Raw genomic sequence first — 19,474 nt, forward strand, 5'->3', positions numbered from 1 at the left:
CATCGAGAATGCTGCATGCCTCGGGGAAGGGTGTAGGAGCGAGGCTTGCCCGCGATGGCGGTCTGCCTGACCCACCGCGTCGCTTGGATCGCCGGCAAGCCTGGCTCCTACAAAGGCAGTGGTGTCATCGAACATGCGGCATGCCCCGGGAGAGTGATGTAGGAGCGAGGCTTGCCCGCGATAGCGGTCTGCCTGACCCACCGCGTCGCCTGGATCGCCAGCAAGCTTGGCTCCTACAGAGGCAGTGGCGCCATCGAGAATGCTGCATGCCTCGGGGAAGGGTGTAGGAGCGAGGCTTGCCCGCGATGGCGGTCTGCCTGACCCACCGCGTTGCCTGGATCGCCGGCAAGCCTGGCTCCTACAGAGGCGGTATCGCGGGGTCGTTCAGCTGGCCTTTCGGCTCTGATGCACCGGAAGCTCGACGCGGAAGGTGGTGCCGATACCGACCTCGCTGCGCACCGAGATGTCGCCGCGGTGTTTCTTGACGATTCCGTAGGACAGCGACAGCCCCAGCCCCGTGCCCTGGCCCACGGGTTTGGTGGTGAAAAACGGGTCGAAGATTTTCTGCAGGCTGTCCGGCGGGATGCCCGAGCCGTTGTCGGCCACTTCGATCCACACGTTTTCGCCCTCGACGCCGTTGCGCAGGGTGATGGTGCCCCGTTGGTTGCCCATGGCCTGGGCGGCGTTGACGACCAGGTTCATCACCACCTGGTTGATCTGCGAAGGCAGGCACTCGATTTCCGGTAGCTCGCTGTATTCCTTGACCACGTCGGCTTTGTATTTGATCTCGGCGGCGACGATGTTCAGGGTCGAGTCGATGCCCTGTTGCAGGTCCGTCCACTGCCATTCCTGGGTCGAGTCGACCCGGGAAAAGTCCTTGAGGTCCCTGACGATCTGGCTGACCCGGTCGATGCCGTCCTTGGACTCCTTGATCAGCAGGGGGATGTCCTCGAGGAGGAAATCCAGCTCGATCTCCGTGCGCAGTTGTTTCAGCTGATCGCGCAGCTCGCTGGCGGCGACCCCGTGTTCGGCGCTGACGTAGGCCTGGAGCATCTCCTGCAGGTGCTTGAAGTAGTTGTCCAGGGCGCCGAGGTTGGAGGAAATGAAGCCGATCGGGTTGTTGATTTCATGGGCGACCCCGGCGGCCAACTGGCCCAGGGAGGCGAGCTTTTCCGATTGCACCAGTTGGCTTTCCAGCAGCTTGCGCTCGTCGATCTCCCGTTGCAGCGCGGCGCTGGCCTGGGTGAGCGCCAGGGTCCGTTGCTCCACCCGCTCTTCCAGCTCGCTCATCTGCAACTGCGCCCGCAAGGTCATTTCCCATTTGATGGTGAGGGTGTTGGCCATCTGCTGGACTTCGATATTGTCGAAGGGCTTTTTCAGGATCAGCAGGCGGTCATGACCGTTCAGGCGATCGAGCAACTCGTCCCAGGAGTAGTCGGAGTAGGCGGTGCACACCACCACCTGCAGCAACGGATCGTGCTTCCACAACTCTTCGATGGTTTGCGCGCCATCCCAGCCATCGGGCATGCGCATGTCGACGAAGGCCAGGGCGTAGGGCTGCCCCTTGCTCGCCGCCTCCAGCAGCTTGCCCAGGCCTTCCTGGCCACCGTAGGCCGAGTCCAGTTCGAACGCCGTGGCGGTGGTTTTCGGCGCACTGCCGAACAGCGCGCTTTCCATTGCATCGAGGTCGACGCTGTCGCCGGTCTTGGGGGTGAGGATCTTGCGGAAGTCGTCGTGGATCGCAGGGGTGTCGTCGATCAGCAGGACGCGCCGGTTTATCGGGTTGTTCATGGCTCACCTTCGGCGGGTATCAGGGGTATCTGCAGGACGAACAGCGCACCTTTGCCCGGGCCGTCGCTGTGGGCGGTCAGGTGGCCATTCATCTCGATGGCCGCCAGCGCGCAACTGTGCAGGCCGAACCCATGGCCCTCCTTACGGGTGGTGAAGCCGTGGGCAAAGATGCGGGTCATGTTTTCCTGGGCTATGCCTTCGCCTTCGTCGCGCACACTGATCTGCAGGGTTTCGCCGTCGACCACCGTCGCCCCCAGGGTCATGTTGCGTGTCTGATTGGACAGGTCGGACATGGCGTACTTGGCGTTGCTGATCAGGTTGATCAGGATCAGCAGCAGGCGGTGCTTGTCGCCCATGATCCGTGGCACATCGCTGTACTCCTTGAGCACTGTCACATGGTGGCGGGTGAGGGCGCCGGAGTTCATGCGCAGCGCGTCTTCGAGCAATTCGCTGACCGACAGGGGTTCCAGCAGGCTGTTGGCGCCCGCATAGGATTGCTGGGTGGCGACGATGTCCTTGATGTGATCGACGCTTTTGCTCAGTTGGGTCAGCTCCTCGGTCATGCCTTGCTGTTCCAGGTCGATGGCCTCGACCAACTGGTTCAGGTAGCCGGGCAGCAACTTGCCCTTTTCATCTTCGGTGAAAAAGCGGCCCAGGTCCTGCTGGTGCTGGTTGATCAGCTGCATCGCCTTGCCCAGCCCCTGGGCCTTGCTGTTGCGCAGCTTGCGGCTGACCAGGTCGGCGGAGATGTTCACGCTGTTGAGCACGTTGCCGACGTTGTGCAGGACGTTGGTGGCGATTTCCGCCATGCCGGCCTGGCGGGCGGTGTCGAGCAGCTCGCTCTGGGTATCCTTGAGCTGGCGTGTGCGTTCTTCGACCCTTTGCTCGAGTTCGTCGTTGGCGGCCACCAGGGCCCGGTTCATCTGGTTGATCTCGGCAAAGCTGCGGATCAGGCGAATGCCCAGCCAGATCAGCAGCAGCACCAGCAACGAGGAAAACAGCAGCAGGTAGAAATGGTACTGCTGGTCAACGGCCTCGGCCTGCTGCTGGTCGCGGTTGAGCAGGACAGTGATGTCGTCCAGGCGTTCGGCGACCGGTACCACTTCGATTTCCTCTAGCAGGTGGTTGACCTTGGGTTGCTCGCGCAGGATCAGCCCGACGTGGTTGCTGAGGGTATCGATCAGGCCATGGAACTCAGTGGGCAAGCGCTCCTTGTTGACCGCCAGCTTGTTCAGACCCACCAGAATGTCCGCGGCCCGGTCGGCGGAGGTGACCTGGGCGAACTCCAGGCTGCTGAGCAACAGGTCGTAGGTATCGGTAGCAATGTTCTGCAGCTGCAATTTGTCCGCGTCGCGCATTTTCGCCAGTTCCTGCTGGATGTCGTCCTCGGCGGTCGGCAGGAAGGCCAGGGAGTTGCGCAGCACGGAGTTGTGCGACTTGAACTGTTCCACCAATCGGGTCTTTTCCTTCATCGCGTTCAGATAACCGTCATGGGCGTTGCGCCACAGCGGCGAATCGTTGCGCTGGTTCTGCGCCTCCATCGAGTCGAAATCCAGCCACAGGCGCGTCATCTCGTTCAGCGGTGAAACCAGCGGGTCGTAGTTGTGGGTGATGGCCACCCTGGCCTTGAGTATTTCGTTCTCCCACAGCGAGTTCTGCTGCTTGATCTGGCGGATCAGGTCGCGGGACTCGGTGTAGGTCACGGTCTGGTCGGATCTGGATTTGAGGTAGAGGAACAGCAGGATTGAAGCCAGCAGGACCGCGAGGGCGGACAGCAGCAGGATGCTCACGCGACGGGATACTTTCATAAGGGTTTGCCTTGCCACTCGCCGGTCAGGGTGTTGAGGAATTTGACGATCAGGCGTTTGTCTTCCTCGGACGGCGTACGTCCCAACTGGTACTTGAACATCACCGCCACGGCGCCTTCGAGGGTGGCTTGCGAGCCGTCGTGGAAGTACGGCGCAGTGACTGCGACGTTACGCAGGCTCGGCACCTTGAACACATTGCGGTCTTCTTCTTCGCCCGTGACGTTGAACCGCCCCAGGTCGGCCTCGGTGGGATTGCCCCGGGCCGCGAAATAGTCGCCGAGCACGCCGAACTTCTGGAACATGTTGCCGCCGATATTCACCCCCTGGTGACAGGCAATGCAGCCGTATTCCTGGAAGCGCTGGTAGCCGTACTTTTCCTCGATGTCGAGGATCTCGGTGTTGCCCGCCAGGTATTGGTCGAAGCGCGAGTTGGCGCTGAGCAGGGTGCGTTCGTAATCGGCCAGGGCGTCCTGGATATTGCTCTGGGTCACGGCGTCGGGGTAGGCGTCGGCGAAGGCGCTGCGATAGGCCGGATCGTCGGCGATGCGCTGCACCACGACTTTCCAGTCGTTGCCCATTTCACTGGGGCTCTGCACCACGATATGCACCTGGTCTTCCAGGGTTTCGGCCCGACCGTCCCAGAACTGGTGGAAGTTCAGGCTGGCGTTGAACACGCTCGGGGTGTTGACCGACACGGGCTTGCCATCGAAACCCAGAGAGTGCGGGACGGTATCGGCGCCGCCCTGGTCGAGGCGATGGCAACTGGCGCACGACAGGCTGTTATTCACCGACAGGCGCGGATCGTTGAACAGGCGTCGTCCCAGTTCGACGCGTTTGCTGTCCAGCACCGGCGCTGCGGGGAGAGGTTTGAGCGGTCCTTCCAATGGCGCGGCCCCGGCGCCTGGAGCGAGCAGCAGGCTGGCCGAAAGGAGCAGTGCGAGTGACGACATGGTCGGTATCCTTACCAGGCACAGCTTTATGGATGAGGCAGGTGAGGTCGCTGGGAGTTGGCCAGGAAGCGGGCGAATTCCTCGGGCTCCACGGCTTTGCTGAAGTAGAAGCCCTGGCCTTCCTCGCAGTGATGACGCTTGAGAAAGTCCAGTTGCTCGGCGGTCTCTATACCTTCGGCGATGATGCTCAGGTTCAGGCTTTTGCCCAGGTCGATGATGCTGCTGACCAGTTTTGCGTCGTTGCTGTCGGTACCCAGGTCACGCACGAACGACTGGTCGATCTTCAACACGTCGACCGGGAATTTCTGCAGGTAACTCAAGCTCGAGTAGCCGGTGCCAAAGTCGTCGATGGCCAGGCGCACCCCCAGCTGCTTGATGGCGCGGAGCGTGGCGATGGTGGCGTCGACGTTCTGCATCAGCACGCTTTCGGTGATTTCCAGTTCCAGCAAGGTCGGGTCGAGCCCGGTCTCGGCCAGTGTGCGGGTAAGGCGCTCGACGTAGTCGTGCTGGCGGAAGTCGATGGCCGACACATTCACCGACATGCAGATGGGCGGCAGGCCCTGCGCCTGCCAGGCCTGCGATTGCAGGCAGGCACGGCGCAATACCCATTGGCTGAGGGCGACGATCAGCCCGCTGTCTTCGGCCACCGGGATGAAGTCCGAGGGGAACACCCTGCCATGGCCGGGTCGGTTCCAGCGCACCAACGCCTCGGCACCGACCACTGTACCCCGGGCCAGGTCCAGCTTGGGCTGGTAGTGCAGGACGAACTCCTCACGCTGCAACGCCAGGCGCAGGCCGGTTTCCAGGGTCTGTTGCTGGCGCGCGCGCAGGTTCATGTCTTCGATGAAGAAGCTGAAGTTGTTGGGGCCGCAGTCCTTGACGTTGCGCATGGCGGTCTCGGCGTTCTTGATCAGCGTGACGGCATCGGCGCCGTCGTAGGGGTAGATGCTGATGCCCAGGCTGGCGGTGACCGTCAGGTCGTGGCCCGCCACTGAGTGAGAGGTGTTGACGGCGGCCAGGAGTTTTTCGGCCACCCCTCGGGTCTGCTGCGGGTGCAGGATGTCGCCGATAATCACCACGAACTCGTCCGAACCGTAGCGAAATACCGAGTCGGTTTCGCGCAACGTGGTCGCCAGGCTGCGGGCGACGAGCTTGAGCATCTCGTCTCCCGCCGGGTGTCCGAGTGCGTTATTGATGCGTTTGAAACGGTCCAGGCCGATGAACATCACCGCCAACTGGCGATCATGGCGGCGGGAGTGGGACAGATGCTGGGTCAGGCGATCGCCCAGCAAGGTACTGTTGGGCAGCCCCGTGAGCACATCGTAATGCAGCAGGTGCGACACGCTCAGCAGTTCCTGAACCCGTTCTTCGATGGTCTGTTCCAGGTTGCGCATCTTGCTCGCCGCGTCCTGCGCCAGCTGCCATTTCCAGGTCAGGGCACTGGCCATCTGGCGGATCTCGAGGCTGTCGAACGGCTTTTTCAGGATCAGCAGCTGGTCGCCGAACTCGATGCGTTCGGCCATGGCTTCCCATGAGTAATCGGAGAACGCGGTGCATAGGGCAATCTGCAACTGCGGGTCGGTCTTCCACAGATGTTCGATGGTCTGCAGGCCATCCCAGCCCGGTGGCATGCGCATGTCGATAAAGGCCAGGGCATAGGGTCGGCCTTCGGCCTGGGCGCGCTTGACCAGTTCCACGGCTTCCTCGCCCTGATAGGCCGAGTCCAGCTCGAAGTGCTGATGGGGTTTGCGGTTGGCGCCGAGCAGCAAGGCTTCGGTGTTGCCCAGAAGCCCTTCGTCTTCGGGGCTGAGAATCTTGCGAAAGTCCTGATGGATCGCCGGTGTGTCGTCGATGATCAGGATCCGCCGATTGGGCACCACGGATAAAGGGCTCACCTGAGATTCTCCGATGTCGGATCCGCCGACCAGGGGCTGCCATCCACCGCGGCAGACCTGGCCTTGAGCAGTTCGCCAGCCTGGTCGCTGTCGACTGCCATGCCGGGCGAATGCCCCAGTGGCGTGCCGTTGGATATCAGGGTGGTGCGCTGCTCCTGGGTTTCCACCCCTTCAGCGGTGACCCCGATGCCCACCTCACGGGCGAAGTTGAGGATGGCCCGCAGCGTCATGGCGTTGTCCGGGTCGCTGCTGGCGCTGTCGAGAAAGCGCTGGGCCAGCTTGAGGTGGTTGACCCTGTAGGTCTTGAGGTAGTCGAACGAGGAATACTCGGTGCCGAAATCGTCGATGGCGATCTTCACGCCCAGCTCGCATAGCCTGGGCAGGATGTCGTTGTGAGTCCACTTGGTCTGGGCCAGGGTGCCCTCGGTCACGTCGAATCTCAGGTCCCACGGGCACAGGTCCCAGCGCGCGGTGGTGCGCAACACGTCGTAGATCAGTTCCGGGCCGGTCTTGAGCTGGACCAGGGACAAATGGATCGCGATCAAGGGCGGCGCCACGTTCTGGTCGCGCCAGGCGCGCATCTGCCGGCAGGCCTGGTCCAGCAGCCAATGGCCGAGGGCGATGACGATACCGGTCTTCTCGGCCGCGGGCATGAAATCCTCGGCCTCGAGCCAGCCGCGCTGGGGGTGGAGCCAACGGACCTGGGCCGCCATGCCGAGGATCTTGCCGGTACCGAGATCGACCTCCGGCAGGTAATGCAGGTGCAGTTCGTCGCGCTCCAGGGCCAGTTTCAGGTCGTTGGCCAGGGTCACCCGCTCAGTGACTTCCTGGTTGATTTCCTCGCTGTGGAAATGGAACTGGTTGCGGCCCTGGTCCTTGGAGCGATACAGCGCCATGTCCGACTGCGCCATCAGGCTTTCGGCGCTCAGGGTCTGCGGGCTGTAGAGGCTGATGCCGATGCTCACCGAAATGCGCACCTCGTTGCCTTCCAGGGAGTAGGGGAGTACCAGGGTGTCGCGGATTTTCGTGGCCAGCGCGGCGCAGTGCGTGGCCTCGTCGACGTCCAGTTGCAGGATCGCGAACTCGTCGCCGCCCAGGCGCGCCACCACGTCGTTTTCCCGGGTGCAGGCTTTGATGCGCCGGGACACTTCCTGCAACAACAGGTCGCCTATGGGGTGGCCGAGGGTGTCGTTGATGCGTTTGAAGTGGTCCAGGTCCAGGTAGAACATCGCGAAGGGCGCGGCTCCCCGCCTGGCCGCGGCGAATGCCTGGTGCAGGCGCTCGATCAGGGTCGCGCGGTTGGCCAGCCCGGTCAGGCTGTCGGTGCGGGCCATCAGGGCCATTTTTTCTTCGGCCAGCTTGCGTTCGGTGATGTCGAGGATGATCCCTTCCACTTCGACCAGTTGGCCCTGGTCGTTGCGCACCGGGATATAGCGGTTTTCCACCCAGCGAAAGGCACCATCGCCGGTGCGCATGCGGAACTCGATGGACGCCCCCGCCACATCCCGATCGAGGATCCGCAGCATGGCGCTCCTGACCTTGGCCTGGTCCGCGGGGTGGATCAGGGTCTGGGCCCAGTCGGGCGAGGCCACCAGTTGCGCCGCCAGATGGCCGAACTTGGTGATGTTGTGGGAAATGTACATCAGCGTGAACGAAGGCTCGCCGCGCAGGCGATAGAGGATGGTGGGGCTGTTCTGCACGATGATGTTGGCGTCGGCCAGCTCGCGGGTGCGTTCCTCGACCGCCTGTTCCAGCTGATCCATTTTCAGCGCGGCGTCTTCGGTCATCTGCCATTTGACGGTCAGGGCGCTGGCCATCTGGCGGATCTCGATGGCGTCGAAGGGTTTTTTCAGGATCAGCAGGCGGTCGCCCAGTTGCAGGCGCTCGGCGATGTCTTCCCAGGAGTAGTCGGAGTAGGCGGTGCACAGGGCGATTTGCAGCTTGGGATCGACCTGCCACAGCCGCTCGATGGTTTCCAGGCCGTCCCAGCCGGGTGGCATGCGCATGTCGATGAACGCCATGGCATAAGGCGCATCGTGGTCCAGCGCCGCTTGCACCTTGTCCAGCGCTTCGCGGCCCTGGAACGCCGAGTCGAGGAAAAAATGCTCCAGCGAGGCACTGACGGGCGTGCCGAACAGGGCGGCCTCGGCGTCGCTGAGACTGTCCCCGGGGGCATCCGCATGGGCGAGGATCTTCCGAAAATCCTCGTGGATCGACGCCGTATCGTCGACGATCAGAATTCGCCGGTTGGTCCGGTCTGCCGACGACATCATCGCCGTACTCCAACCCGGCGCGGGCACCTTGTATATAAGCTCATCGGGCTTCCCTTCCTGCTTCCTGAGCATGCAATCCATTTTCGCCTTGAGCATAGTCAGGCTCCCCCGTATGCGCTAATCGGCCGGCGTCAAATTCATAGCGAAAGGCTACAAGTCATCTAGCCTGTCCCAGAAGGAAGGTCTGATCGACGTCAAAAGGGAGCGGGGAGACATGGAAGAACCTACAACGGGCGGAGCCCAGAGCAGACCGACGGTATTGCTGGTGGACGATGAAGAATCGATTCTCAATAGCCTTCGCCGGCTGTTGCGCAGCCAGCCTTACGACATCCTGCTGGCCGACAGCGGCGCCAAGGCCCTGGAAATCCTCGAACAGCGGCCGGTCGACGTGGTCATGAGCGATGCGCGCATGCCCAACATGGACGGCGCCACCCTGCTGGCCCATATCCATCAGCGTTATCCATCGACGCTACGTATCCTGCTCACCGGCTATGCCGACATGACCTTGATCGCCAAGGCCATCAACCAAGGGCAGATCCATCGTTACATCAGCAAGCCCTGGAACGATGAGGACATGCTGGTGACCCTGCGCCAGGCCCTGGCCTATCGTCATTCGGAGAGCGAGCGCCAGCGCCTGGAGAAATTGACCCGGCAGCAGAACAAACAACTGAAGACGCTCAACGCAACCCTGGAAAAACATGTGGCGGCGCGCACCGCCGAGCTGCAACAGACCGCCGACATGCTCGACCTGGCGTATGAAGAGCTCAAGCGCAGCTACGTGACCGGGACCGAGGTGTTTTCGCTGCTGGCGAACCTGCGGTTGCCCAAGGCCAAGCAGAGCAACCGCCAGATCATCGAGCTGATTCGTGTCTACTGCACCACCCATGGCCTGGGGGAAGCCGACAGCCGTGACATGACCATGGCCGCCGCGCTGTACAACATCGGCAAGCTGGGCTGGAGCGACAGCATGGTGACCACCCCCGCGGACCTGCTGGCCTCCACCGAGCTCGATCTGTACCGGGCCTACCCGAAACAGAGCGAGTCGTTGCTGATGACCCTGGATCCGACGAAGGACGCGGCGCGCATCATCCTGCATCACCAGGAGTGCTGGGACGGTAGCGGCTTTCCCGATCACCTCAAGGGCGAGGCCATTCCGCTGGGTTCGCGCTGGCTCAAGCTGGCGGTGGATTTCATCGAGCTGCAGCGCGGGCTGATACTCGAACGGCAGATGAGCAGCACTGAAGCGCTGCTGTTCATTCGCAAGTACGCCGGTAAAGTCTACGACCCCGGGCTGGTGGAGGATTTCGTCGGGGTCTGCGCGGTGTTCCTCAGCGATGACACCCTGAACGACCCGAGGGTCAAGGTCCTGGCCACTCGAGACTTGGCTGCCGGCATGACCCTGGCGCGCAACCTGAATGCCGACAACGGCATGCTGCTGCTCAATGCCGGCAAGGTGCTGAGCCGTCCGCTGGTGGAAAAGCTCATCGCCTTCGAAGTGATGGAAGGGGCGAATTACAGCGTCTTCGTCAAAGTACCCGAAGAGGCGAAAGCGGCGGCCTCAGCCGCCGGTTGAGGGGCCCGGCCTAACCGCCGCCGACAATGCTGGCCACCTGGCGTGGCTGGCAGTTGAGGTAGGGCGAGGATTTCAGCCACCGCTGGTCGGGGTACCAGGAAAACATGAACTGGCCGTCCTTGAGGCGATCGATCACCTGGCGCGCCACCTGCGGGCGCACGGCCGGGCAACCCAGGCTGCGGCCGATGCGCCCTTGGCGCTGGCTCCACAGGGGGCTCACATAATCGGCTGCGTGAATCACGATGTCCCGGTCGCGGGCGAGGTCGTTGAAGCCCGGCTCCAGGCCGTCCATGCGCAGCGAATAACCGTGGCTGCCTTCATAACTTTCCTGGGTGCGGAACAGGCCGAGGCTGGACTGGAAACTGCCCATGCGATTGGAAAACTGGGTGGCGAAGTTTTCCCCGGATTTCTGCCCGTGGGCGACCAGGTCGCGTAGCACCAGGGTTCTTTTATTCAAATCGAAGATCCACAGGCGGCGGGCGGTGGACGGCTGCGAATAGTCGATGACCGCCAGGTGCCGGGCCTTTCTGGCGCCACTGTTGACTGCGCATTGCATGGCGCTCAGGGCACTTTTCAGCACTTGGGGATTGAGTTCTGGAGCGGCGTGGGCGAGGCTGTTGTAAAGCAGCGGAGTCGGGTTGTTGGCGGCGAGCGCGGGGCTGCAGATCGCGCCTAGGGTGGTGATTGCCAGACAGAGTCGGCGCAGGAAGGTCGGCATTCTAGAGTGTCCCCACAGTCGCTTTGGCTCCTGACGTCCTGTCGCTCTCCTGGCAGTTCTGGTTACCGGTGGTTGGACGATTTTTCGCAGCCACTGCCGAGGTTGACCATCACAATGATGGCCATGATTGGAGTAAAGCAGTTGTTCAAAAAACACGCATGTTACTTGAGCCTTTTCCTGCTCGCTGCGCCGTTGGTCGCGACTGCTCAGGATGTACTGGTCGATCATGAAAACCCTGTGCAACTGGTATTCACTCGATTGTCCGCTGCCTGTCCGGGGTTGGCGGCGCATCTGGATATCCCCGCCCAGAGTCTGTTACAGGCCTTTTACCAACAGCAGGGTGACCAGCTGCTCTGGTCATCCGGCACGCGTTTGGAGACGTTGCAGGCACAGTTGCAGCAACTGGCCGACGATGGCCTGGACCCGGCCGACTACCGTTCACCGGCCAGTGCGCTCGCGGGCGACGCGCTGTGCGCCGACCTGAGCTTCAGCCAGCATTACCTGCAAGCCCTGCATGACCTGCATTACGGCCGTCTGTCGCAGGCCCGTTTCGAACCGATGTGGCACGCCCATCCCTTGCAGCTGGATCGCCAGGCGCAGGTGCTCGCCATCGCCGGGCCCGGCCTGCAGGACATCCCGGCGGCCTTCGCGCTGGCACGGCCGAGCCTCGAGCAATATCAGAACCTGCGCCAGCTGTATGCCCAGCAGCGCCAGCTGGCATTGCCCCATTGGCAGCCGCTTCCCAGCGGGCCGCTGCTACGTCCGCAGATGCAGGACGCGCGGGTGCCGGAACTGGCGCAACGGCTGTTCAAGGAGGGGTACCTGAGCACTCTCGCCAACGAGGGCGACACCCTTTACAGCAGCGACCTGGTGAGTGCGGTGAAAAGCTTCCAGCTCAGCCATTCGCTGCAAGCCGACGGGGTGATCGGTGCGGGGACCTTGAATGAACTGAACATCAGCCCGCAGATGCGCCGCGAACAGCTGCGCATCAACCTCGAACGCTTTCGCTGGCTGGCGCAGGACCTGGAGCCCAACAGCCTGCTGGTCAACCTGGCCGCGGCGCAGTTGATCGTCTATCAGGGCGGGGTGCCGGTGTGGCAGACCCGGACCCAGGTGGGGCGTGCCGAGCGCCAGACGCCCTTGCTGAAATCCCAGGTCACGCGCCTGACCCTGAACCCGACCTGGACAGTGCCGCCGACCATTTTCCGCGAAGACAAGTTGCCGGAAATTCGCCGTGACCAGTCCTTCCTCAATCGGCAGAACCTGCAGGTGCTCGATAGCGAGGGGCATCCCCTGGCGGTGGAAGATATCGACTGGGACAACCCCGGCAATATCCTCCTGCGCCAGGACGCCGGGCCGAGAAACCCGCTGGGGCAGATGGCGATCCGGTTCCCCAACCCGTTCTCGGTGTATCTGCACGACACGCCCAGCCAGGCGCTGTTCAACAAGGGGCCGAGGGCCTTCAGTTCGGGCTGCGTGCGGGTCGAGCATGCGTTGCAGCTGCGCGATCTGCTGGTGAGCCCGGCGGAGCGGGTGCGTACCGACGAGTTGCTGAGCACCGGGCTCACCCATGAGTTCAGGCTGTCGACGCCGGTACCTATCCTGCTCACCTACTGGACGGCGCAAGCCGACAGCCATGGTCAGCTGTCCTATGCCCCGGACATCTACGGACGGGACGCGGCCTTGGTGGTGGCGCTGGACAGCAAGCTTTGAGGGTCTGGCCATTGGCATGGAGCGCTGTGCCTTTGGTCAGGAATCGCTGAACATCCGTCGGCGCGCGACGATCTGAATAAGTAAGAGGGCCATAAAGGAGAACCGAAATGGTTCAGCGTCGCCGCCACCACATCTCGCAGCTGTCCCTTCGTATCGAAGGCCTGCGGGCCAATGTCCTGCAATTCAAGCAGGATGAGTTCCAGATCCAGGAAGCCTTGTGCGGCGCTTCGGCGACAGCGAAGGTGCGCGATCTGGAGGATGCCTTCGATGAGATCCGGGAATCGATCAATCACACCGAAGCCTTGCTGGAAGCCCTGGTCCAGGTTGCAGGTGGAGCGGGGGAGGAGGGCGCAGGAACCTGTCAGACTGCGGCCCGATAAAGGGGCTCGGCGCAGGATCGGACTCGCGGGGCCACCCGCAGGCACCGCTACACGATTGATGAAAACCCGGCCATTGCGCCGGGTTTTTTATGGCGACGCGAATGGCTATCATCGCTCGGTGATTTTTCGGCGTAGGTTGCCATGGCCTTTTTCGAGTTATTCGATCAATTCATGAGAAGCATGCTGGCGGCCTGGCTCTTTGTCGGTATCTGCCAGCTGGCCCGGTTCGTCCTTTCGCAGGCCCCGTCCAGATTGTCCGGATGGATAACCCTCGCCGGGCTGGCTTTCCTGATGGTCTACCCCTGCGGTTGGGATTGGGCTTCCGACTTCATGGAAAATGCCTGGGTGGCGATGTGCAGGGTCTACCAGCATTCGGCTTCGCAACTGGCGCTGTTTCTGGCGGATGCGGCGGGCGCGGCGCTGGGCGGGCTGGTGGCCTACCTGATGTCCCGCTATGTCATGGCGGCCCCGGCGCCACTGAAACCTGCCGGCTGAAGCGCTGACAGATAGAAGATCGACCTCGCCACTGTGCGGGGCTTTTTTTGCCTTCGGAAAATCTGGCATATCGTCTCTAACCATTGGTGGGGGCCCTTGACTGGCGTGAATCAATGGGCTGTGCCTTACTCGAACTTCATCTACTGAGGGATGCGGCCATGACTGAGCGTCATTTGAATTACAGTGAAACCCTTTCAAATGGGTGCCAGATCAAGGTGCGATCAGAGATCCTCAGAGATGGCTCGCTCAAGATGTTCATCGGCATCTACAAGCCGGATGGCAGCGTTATTCTCGAAGACAATGACCTGGCCCCGGATGGCCTGGACATGGAAGATGCGTTTGAGTGGGGGATCGACAGGGCCAAGAAGATTGGCAACGGGCAGAAGGTTCAATGACAGGTAATGCCGCGTGCTAAATAAGCCGGCAATGACTGAGAACCAGGGTAAATTGGCCGGCCAAGGAACTGAATGGATGCAAGAGCATGTTCAAGTTGAACGCCCTGGTGCCGGAACTGATCGTTTCGGACTTGCAGCAGAGTCTGTATTTCTATTGTGATGTGCTGGGTTTCAGGGTCGAGTACGACCGCCCCGAAGACAAGTTTGCCTTTCTCTCCTTTGGCAGCAGCCAGATCATGCTGGAGCAGGACTGGCATGACGATTCGCCCTGGCGCGTGGGGCCCCTGGAGCCTCCCTACGGCCGAGGCATGAATCTTTCCATCGAGTGTCCGAATGCACAGGCTCTGGTTTGCGCGCTTGAAAAGGCGGGCTGGCCGATCAGGAGGCCTGTCGAAGAGCATTGGTACCGCAGCAACGATCGGCAGTTTGGCCAGAGGAATTTCCTGGTCCTGGACCCTGACGGATACCTGCTTCGTTTCGCGGAAGAGATCGGAATGAAGTAGCTACGAATCAGCGCCGTGCGTTTGAGCGCCCCGGCCGGGCACCCAAGCATTTGCCGACTATCCGCTATGGCGGGGGCCGATAGCGTTAAGGCGTAAAATAGCGGTGCTACCTCGCCAAAAGGAGCCGCATATGATCGCCGACCAAGTAAGCAAACAGGCGTCGGAACAAAGAGTCTGGGATCAGTACTTCTGCGCTGCGTTGATTGCGGAAAGCAACCTGACGGCACCGATCGTAGGAGAGGCCACTCACGAAGACAGGCAGAACCTGTTGATCGCAAGAGCCAAAACTCTCGCCGACAAGATGATGGAATCCAGAAAATAACCAGAGCCCGGCCATAGTGCCGGGCTCTTTGCTTTCTCCTCCTTGCATAGGGCCAGGAGGGCTGCCGGCCGTTGTACCCATGATGGTGGCGGTGCTCGGCGGTACCGATGGCTTGGTCGACCCTCAGGCCTTTTCGATACAGATACAAGCCAACGCTCAAGGGCCAATGTATGCCGTCGGCCCGGGGATGGCTTATGACGCGAAGACTGTGCGAGAGGGCAGGCGACTCCAGATCCGGATGGATGGCTGGGTAGGTAACTTGTTTGATACAAATATTAATGTGTATCATTTAGTTTCAAATCAAGGGTGCGAGGGAGTGCATTGCCCACATAAGAATAAGGTCAAGGTAATGCTCAAAATGCTACTCGTGTATGGTCATCTGATTGCCACCTGTATTGCTCTGGGGAGGGTGTTACAGGCTGATCAAAAGCTCTGGAGCTGGCGCAAGGAAGTGCTGAACCAGGTGCAGCGTGAGTACCTCGACGAGACTCAAAAGATCGTCATGCTCGCGCTATTGGCTCTTTGGGGAAGTGGCTTGCTGCTGGTGCTCCAGGGCTACCTCTATGAGGGCAGTGGGTACCTGCTCAATCAAAAGCTCTGGGCTAAGGCCAGTGTCGTCGCGCTGCTTAGCCTCAACGGCGCCTTGTTGCACCGGATCGGTTTCCCGCTGCTGCAGAAGGCCCCCTTTGCCTCGTTATCCAACTCCGACCGCACTCGCCTTGCTCTCTTGGGCGCGCTCTCCATGAGTAGCTGGTTGTTTGCCGCATTCCTGGGGGTGGCTCGGGCGTGGAATAACGCACTGCCTTACTTGCATGTGATGGGGGTGTTTGCCGTGTTCGCGTTGTTTGCCTGTGTCGTGGCGCTGATAGTCGTCAATACAGCGGGCGCCATGGATGATGGGTGGTCGCGCACTGGCAGCAAGTGAGGGGATTGTGTTCCGGAGGAGGGGCCAGTCGGAAAGTTCTGTAACGGCATTGCCTTGGCATGCAGTTCCTTGCCTGAGCCAGAAACGAAAAAGCTCAAAATAATCAAGGCTTTAGCCTGTAGTACTTGGGGGCGAGAGCCTGGAAGGAGAGAGCTGTGATAAAGCATCGAGTCCCGCAACTTGTGCGTGGCCCGATGCTTTTGAAACGTACTTAGATCCGGTGGATCTGGGTGATGTGCGGCTTGCCCTTGATAGGCGCGTAGATTTCCACTACTGCTTGCCAACTGTCCGAGGAGCCAGGCACCGTTGCTTTTGACAGATAACGATGTCGGTGTGCGAGCGGCCCTACAATGTCATGTCGATTGGCTTTATCAACTCGAAACCCTGTTTCCCATGGCTGCGTTGTGCTGCAGGATTGGCAGCCATGAAGGATCACCGATAGTCCATCAGCACGTTCAACGCCCCGTTTACCGTTCCCGGTGTGGCGGTGGCATCCGTCCTGATGTAGGACGCCTGCATGGGAATTGCATATGAACCACCGGTTGCCTTGTTGTAAGCGTCCACGGTTACCGAGGTTCCCATTGTTGCCGGTTTGCCCTTATCGTCCATGATCTTGATCTTCACGCCATGCGCGGTCGAGCCGGCAGTAAGGGGTAATACGCCCGGCGTGTTTTCGATGACTCCGCCGACCGGTTCAAGCGTATAGCCAATTCGGTTGTACCCCTTCGGACATTTGTTGATCTGAATCTGGAAACTCTTGGCGCCGGCTGTCGCACCGATCCGGTCTAATTTGTTCAACTGTTCTGTAGGCAATGTCACGGTCTGGTTCTGCACCGAACAAGTGCCGGGGATTGGCGTGATTGTTCCATTCAGGTAGATGTAGAGGTCGTTGCCGTTAAACCGAACCCAGTAATAGTACAGACTTGACCCCACGCTACCCGCAAGAGAGCCACCTAAATTTGGTCGACCATCGCTGAGCAACTGCACCTCAAGCGGCTGGCTGAACTTGATCGCTGGATTAAAATTCTGTGATTGATACCCTTGTCCATTGATCAGCACACGACTCGATATGCCCGAAACCTTCGTCGGTATTATCGGCCCGGTGCCCGTGGGACCACCGTATGGGTAGTTGGCTAAATAATTGAGATAACACTCGTTCCGGCCACAGGCCTGCATCGGCGTAATGTACTCCCGGGCGAGTATTCTCCCGCTGGCCGAGTTTTCTGGAATTGATATCTGCTGCCCGAATGCAACTATACTAGCCGCCCTCGCGGAGGGTGATGCGACGATAATCGTGAATACTATTGCAGATACGCACCGTGCGGCTACAGTGCGCGTCGTTTTGTTTGTTGTGGACTTCATTGTGTATTCTCTCTTGAGCGAGCTTGCAAATTGATTGTCTGCAAATCACCTGGCGCTACCACCGTATGGCGCGTTAAGAAAATTGACGATTATCAATTTAATTATGGTTGTAATTCGATTTGTCGATTCGCCTCAGTCTTTTTGGCTGGAGGGTTAAAGTGTAATAGGCTTGAAATATGTATGGGTATAAGGCAAATCTTAAATTTGCTGATGAACTGACAGGTAGGTGCTAATGCTTTAGGAGGGACGCGGTTCTACTGCTCAGGAGATTGTTTTGGTGTTTTGTCTATTAAGTTCGTAGTGTGGGAGTCGTTAGGTTCCTTCAGCCATAAGGCTCCATGGGGTTATAGTTTATTTAAGTATTATATTTCGGCTGATGATGTTTCCCATGGCTGCGTTGTGCCGCAAGCTTGGCAGCCATGAGGGATCACCGATAGTCCATCAGCACGTTCAACGCCCCGTTTACCGTTCCCGGTGTGGCGGTGGCATCCGTCCTGATGTAGGACGCCTGCATGGGAATCGCATACGAACCACCGGTCTCCTTGTTGTAAGCGTCCACGGTTACCGAGGTTCCCATTGTTGCCGGTCTGCCCTTATCGTCCATGATCTGGATCTTCACGCCATGCGCGGTCGAGCCGGCAGTAAGGGGTAATACGCCCGGAGTGTTTTCGATGACTCCGCCGACCGGTTCAAGGGTATAACCAATTCGGTTGTACCCCTTCGGACAGTTGTTGATCTGAATCTGGAAATTCTTGGCGCCGGCTGTCGAACCGACCTGGCCTAATCCGCCCAACGCTGTTTTAGGCAATGTCACGGTCTGGTTCTGCACCGAGCAAGTACCAGAGATTGGCGTGATTTTTGCCTCCATGCGGATGCTGAGGTATGTGTCGTTCATCTGAAAACGGAAATAGGTCGGACTTATCAGCGAGCCAGCAAGAGAGCCACCTGAATTTGGTTGACCATTGCTGAGCAGCTGCACCTCAAGCGGCTGGCTGAACTTGATCGGTGGCTTAAACGTCTGTCCTTCGTATGCTTGTCCATTGATCAGCATACGAGTCGATATGCCCGGAACGTTCGTCTGTAATCTCGGGCCGGTGGCATTGTACAGACCGAGTTCGTAATTATTTAAATACTTGAAATAACACTCATTCTGGCCGCAGGCTTGCATCGGCGTAATGTACTCCCGGGCTAGTATTTTTCCGCTGGCCGAGTTTTCTGGAATTGATAACGTACCATGCCCGAATGCAGTTACATAAAAATGGGCGGCCCTCGCGGAAGGTGATGCGACGATAATCGTGAATACTATTGCAGATAAGCACCGTGCGACTACGGTGTGCAATGTTTTATCTGTTGTGGACTTCACTGCATGTTCTCTCTTGAGCGAGTTCGCAAATGGCTTGTTTGCAAATTACCTGGCGTTACCACTGTATAGAATTATCCAGGCATGTTTCACCTTATCTATATGGTGCTGTACATAATGGTGTCGGAGTTCTTGCTGCAGGTTATGGCCGATATTCGGCTGGCTCTGCTTTAGAGCTGATTTCAGTTGGCGACCTTACTTGAGTGAAGAACGGTCTCACCAAGGTCATTGATGCTTTCGAACTCGACCTTGGCTGTTCCACCTGGCGTCGAAGAAGCTCCTGCGATTGCAAATGACTGGCTTGTATAGGGTGGGATCATTTCCGCAGGAATTGGATAGCTGCTTGAGCCATCCTTGATATTTACCGTGCCGAGAGAGACGTGAAACGCCGAGTCATTCCGGACTTCCAAACCGGGTTTTCCGTCTTTGGAAGTCACGCGCCACAGCAATGCTGCCGGGGCCTCGTCAGCGCTGCCTTTCAAGTTTGCCGGCCGGTAGAAAAGCTTGATGCGCTGGCGCACGGCAATCTGTAGTGAGTTTTCACTTTTGCTCTTTCGAGGTACTTCCTGCACGTTCAAGCGGAACACCGACTCTCTATCAGTCGGTAGCCCCTGGCCATAATAGAAAATACGCAACAACATCCGCTGGTTCCCGTCCACGCGATTCAGGGAAGGGGTGATGGCAAAAGGTATGTCCTTTTCAGCATTTGCATTAAAGGAGTCGACCCAGGATTGGATCATGATGTGTTCCGATTCCTGGTTTATCACCAGGATGGACGTTTCCTGCTTAGGGCCGACAAGTATGGCCCTCGTTCCGTCCAGTGTTATGCCTGCCTTGGAGGGTCCAGAACACAGCAATAGAATTCCGGTAATCGCCAAGTTGATAAGGAAATGGTTTTTCATGAGGTTCTCGGGGTGTTAAGAAAAATGACGATGATCAATTTCATTATGGTGTGGTTCGAGTCGTCTCAGTCTTTTTAGCTGGAAGTTAAAAGTATAATAACCTTGCAGG

The 19,474-nt window shown here is 59.5% G+C and carries 17 protein-coding genes; 8 read left to right on the top strand and 9 right to left on the bottom strand.

Translation table 11 applies throughout. The features are described from left to right. Positions 1-384: 384 nt before the first annotated feature. The 5 genes from ACTJKT_RS19800 to ACTJKT_RS19820 are packed head-to-tail and all read right to left on the bottom strand — an operon-like array spanning position 385 to position 8,717. On the bottom strand, positions 385-1,791 hold the full coding sequence (locus tag ACTJKT_RS19800) for an ATP-binding protein (RefSeq protein WP_440788247.1): 1,407 nt from the start codon (positions 1,789-1,791) through the stop codon (positions 385-387). Continuing rightward, entirely contained in the window at positions 1,788-3,599 is a 1,812-nt protein-coding gene (locus ACTJKT_RS19805) for a DAHL domain-containing protein (RefSeq protein WP_440788248.1), read from the bottom strand. Before ACTJKT_RS19805 ends, ACTJKT_RS19800 begins: the two co-directional genes overlap by 4 nt. Further along, on the bottom strand, positions 3,596-4,549 hold the full coding sequence (locus tag ACTJKT_RS19810) for a cytochrome-c peroxidase (protein ID WP_440788249.1): 954 nt from the start codon (positions 4,547-4,549) through the stop codon (positions 3,596-3,598). Before ACTJKT_RS19810 ends, ACTJKT_RS19805 begins: the two co-directional genes overlap by 4 nt. A 26-nt stretch (positions 4,550-4,575) precedes the next feature. Then, positions 4,576-6,444, bottom strand: a complete 1,869-nt coding sequence (locus ACTJKT_RS19815) for a putative bifunctional diguanylate cyclase/phosphodiesterase (RefSeq protein ID WP_440788250.1) — start codon at positions 6,442-6,444, stop codon at positions 4,576-4,578. Beyond that, entirely contained in the window at positions 6,441-8,717 is a 2,277-nt protein-coding gene (locus ACTJKT_RS19820; RefSeq protein WP_440788251.1) for a GGDEF/EAL domain-containing response regulator, read from the bottom strand. The genes ACTJKT_RS19815 and ACTJKT_RS19820 overlap by 4 nt, the downstream gene beginning before the upstream one ends. 214 nt (positions 8,718-8,931) lie before the next feature. On the opposite strand from ACTJKT_RS19820, the gene ACTJKT_RS19825 reads away from it, so the two are divergent. After that, a complete protein-coding gene (locus ACTJKT_RS19825) occupies positions 8,932-10,290 on the top strand; it encodes an HD domain-containing phosphohydrolase (RefSeq protein ID WP_440788252.1) in 1,359 nt (452 codons plus the stop codon). A gap of 10 nt (positions 10,291-10,300) precedes the next feature. On the opposite strand, the gene ACTJKT_RS19830 is transcribed toward ACTJKT_RS19825, so the two are convergent. Next, positions 10,301-11,008, bottom strand: a complete 708-nt coding sequence (locus ACTJKT_RS19830) for a murein L,D-transpeptidase catalytic domain family protein (protein ID WP_097304210.1) — start codon at positions 11,006-11,008, stop codon at positions 10,301-10,303. 141 nt (positions 11,009-11,149) lie between these two features. Between ACTJKT_RS19830 and ACTJKT_RS19835 the strand changes: the two genes are divergently transcribed. The 7 genes from ACTJKT_RS19835 to ACTJKT_RS19865 all read left to right on the top strand — a co-directional run bounded on the left by ACTJKT_RS19835 (position 11,150) and on the right by ACTJKT_RS19865 (position 15,741). Continuing rightward, positions 11,150-12,721 carry a L,D-transpeptidase family protein gene (locus tag ACTJKT_RS19835; RefSeq protein WP_440788253.1) on the top strand — a complete coding sequence of 524 codons (1,572 nt, stop codon included), beginning with the start codon at positions 11,150-11,152 and terminating at the stop codon, positions 12,719-12,721. Between the two features lie 107 nt (positions 12,722-12,828). Next, on the top strand, positions 12,829-13,101 hold the full coding sequence (locus ACTJKT_RS19840; RefSeq protein WP_440788254.1) for a hypothetical protein: 273 nt from the start codon (positions 12,829-12,831) through the stop codon (positions 13,099-13,101). Positions 13,102-13,272: 171 nt separating this feature from the next. Continuing rightward, complete coding sequence (locus tag ACTJKT_RS19845) at positions 13,273-13,596, top strand: hypothetical protein (RefSeq protein WP_196762726.1); 324 nt, start codon at positions 13,273-13,275, stop codon at positions 13,594-13,596. Between the two features lie 158 nt (positions 13,597-13,754). After that, entirely contained in the window at positions 13,755-13,991 is a 237-nt protein-coding gene (locus ACTJKT_RS19850) for a hypothetical protein (protein ID WP_025804658.1), read from the top strand. 86 nt (positions 13,992-14,077) lie between these two features. Next, positions 14,078-14,494 (top strand): bleomycin resistance protein, encoded by a 417-nt coding sequence (locus ACTJKT_RS19855; protein ID WP_440788255.1) that lies wholly within the window; start codon positions 14,078-14,080, stop codon positions 14,492-14,494. Positions 14,495-14,624: 130 nt separating this feature from the next. After that, positions 14,625-14,816, top strand: coding sequence for a hypothetical protein (locus tag ACTJKT_RS19860; protein ID WP_025804655.1), 192 nt, complete (start codon positions 14,625-14,627; stop codon positions 14,814-14,816). Positions 14,817-15,165: 349 nt separating this feature from the next. Then, the gene (locus ACTJKT_RS19865) at positions 15,166-15,741 is read left to right on the top strand and encodes a hypothetical protein (RefSeq protein ID WP_440788368.1); all 576 of its coding nucleotides are present in this window, start codon (positions 15,166-15,168) and stop codon (positions 15,739-15,741) included. Positions 15,742-16,173: 432 nt separating this feature from the next. Here the strand turns inward: ACTJKT_RS19865 and ACTJKT_RS19870 are convergent, their stop codons facing one another. From ACTJKT_RS19870 to ACTJKT_RS19880, 3 genes are all read right to left on the bottom strand, one after another. Beyond that, positions 16,174-16,800, bottom strand: a complete 627-nt coding sequence (locus ACTJKT_RS19870; RefSeq protein WP_440788256.1) for a fimbrial protein — start codon at positions 16,798-16,800, stop codon at positions 16,174-16,176. A 730-nt stretch (positions 16,801-17,530) separates the two neighbouring features. Continuing rightward, positions 17,531-18,466, bottom strand: coding sequence for a fimbrial protein (locus ACTJKT_RS19875; RefSeq protein ID WP_440788257.1), 936 nt, complete (start codon positions 18,464-18,466; stop codon positions 17,531-17,533). A gap of 179 nt (positions 18,467-18,645) precedes the next feature. Continuing rightward, complete coding sequence (locus tag ACTJKT_RS19880; protein WP_440788258.1) at positions 18,646-19,365, bottom strand: fimbrial biogenesis chaperone; 720 nt, start codon at positions 19,363-19,365, stop codon at positions 18,646-18,648. Between the last annotated feature and the right edge of the window lie 109 nt (positions 19,366-19,474).

It is taken from the genome of Pseudomonas sp. 22526, from assembly GCF_052044735.1.
GTDB classification, from domain to species: domain Bacteria; phylum Pseudomonadota; class Gammaproteobacteria; order Pseudomonadales; family Pseudomonadaceae; genus Aquipseudomonas; species Aquipseudomonas piscium.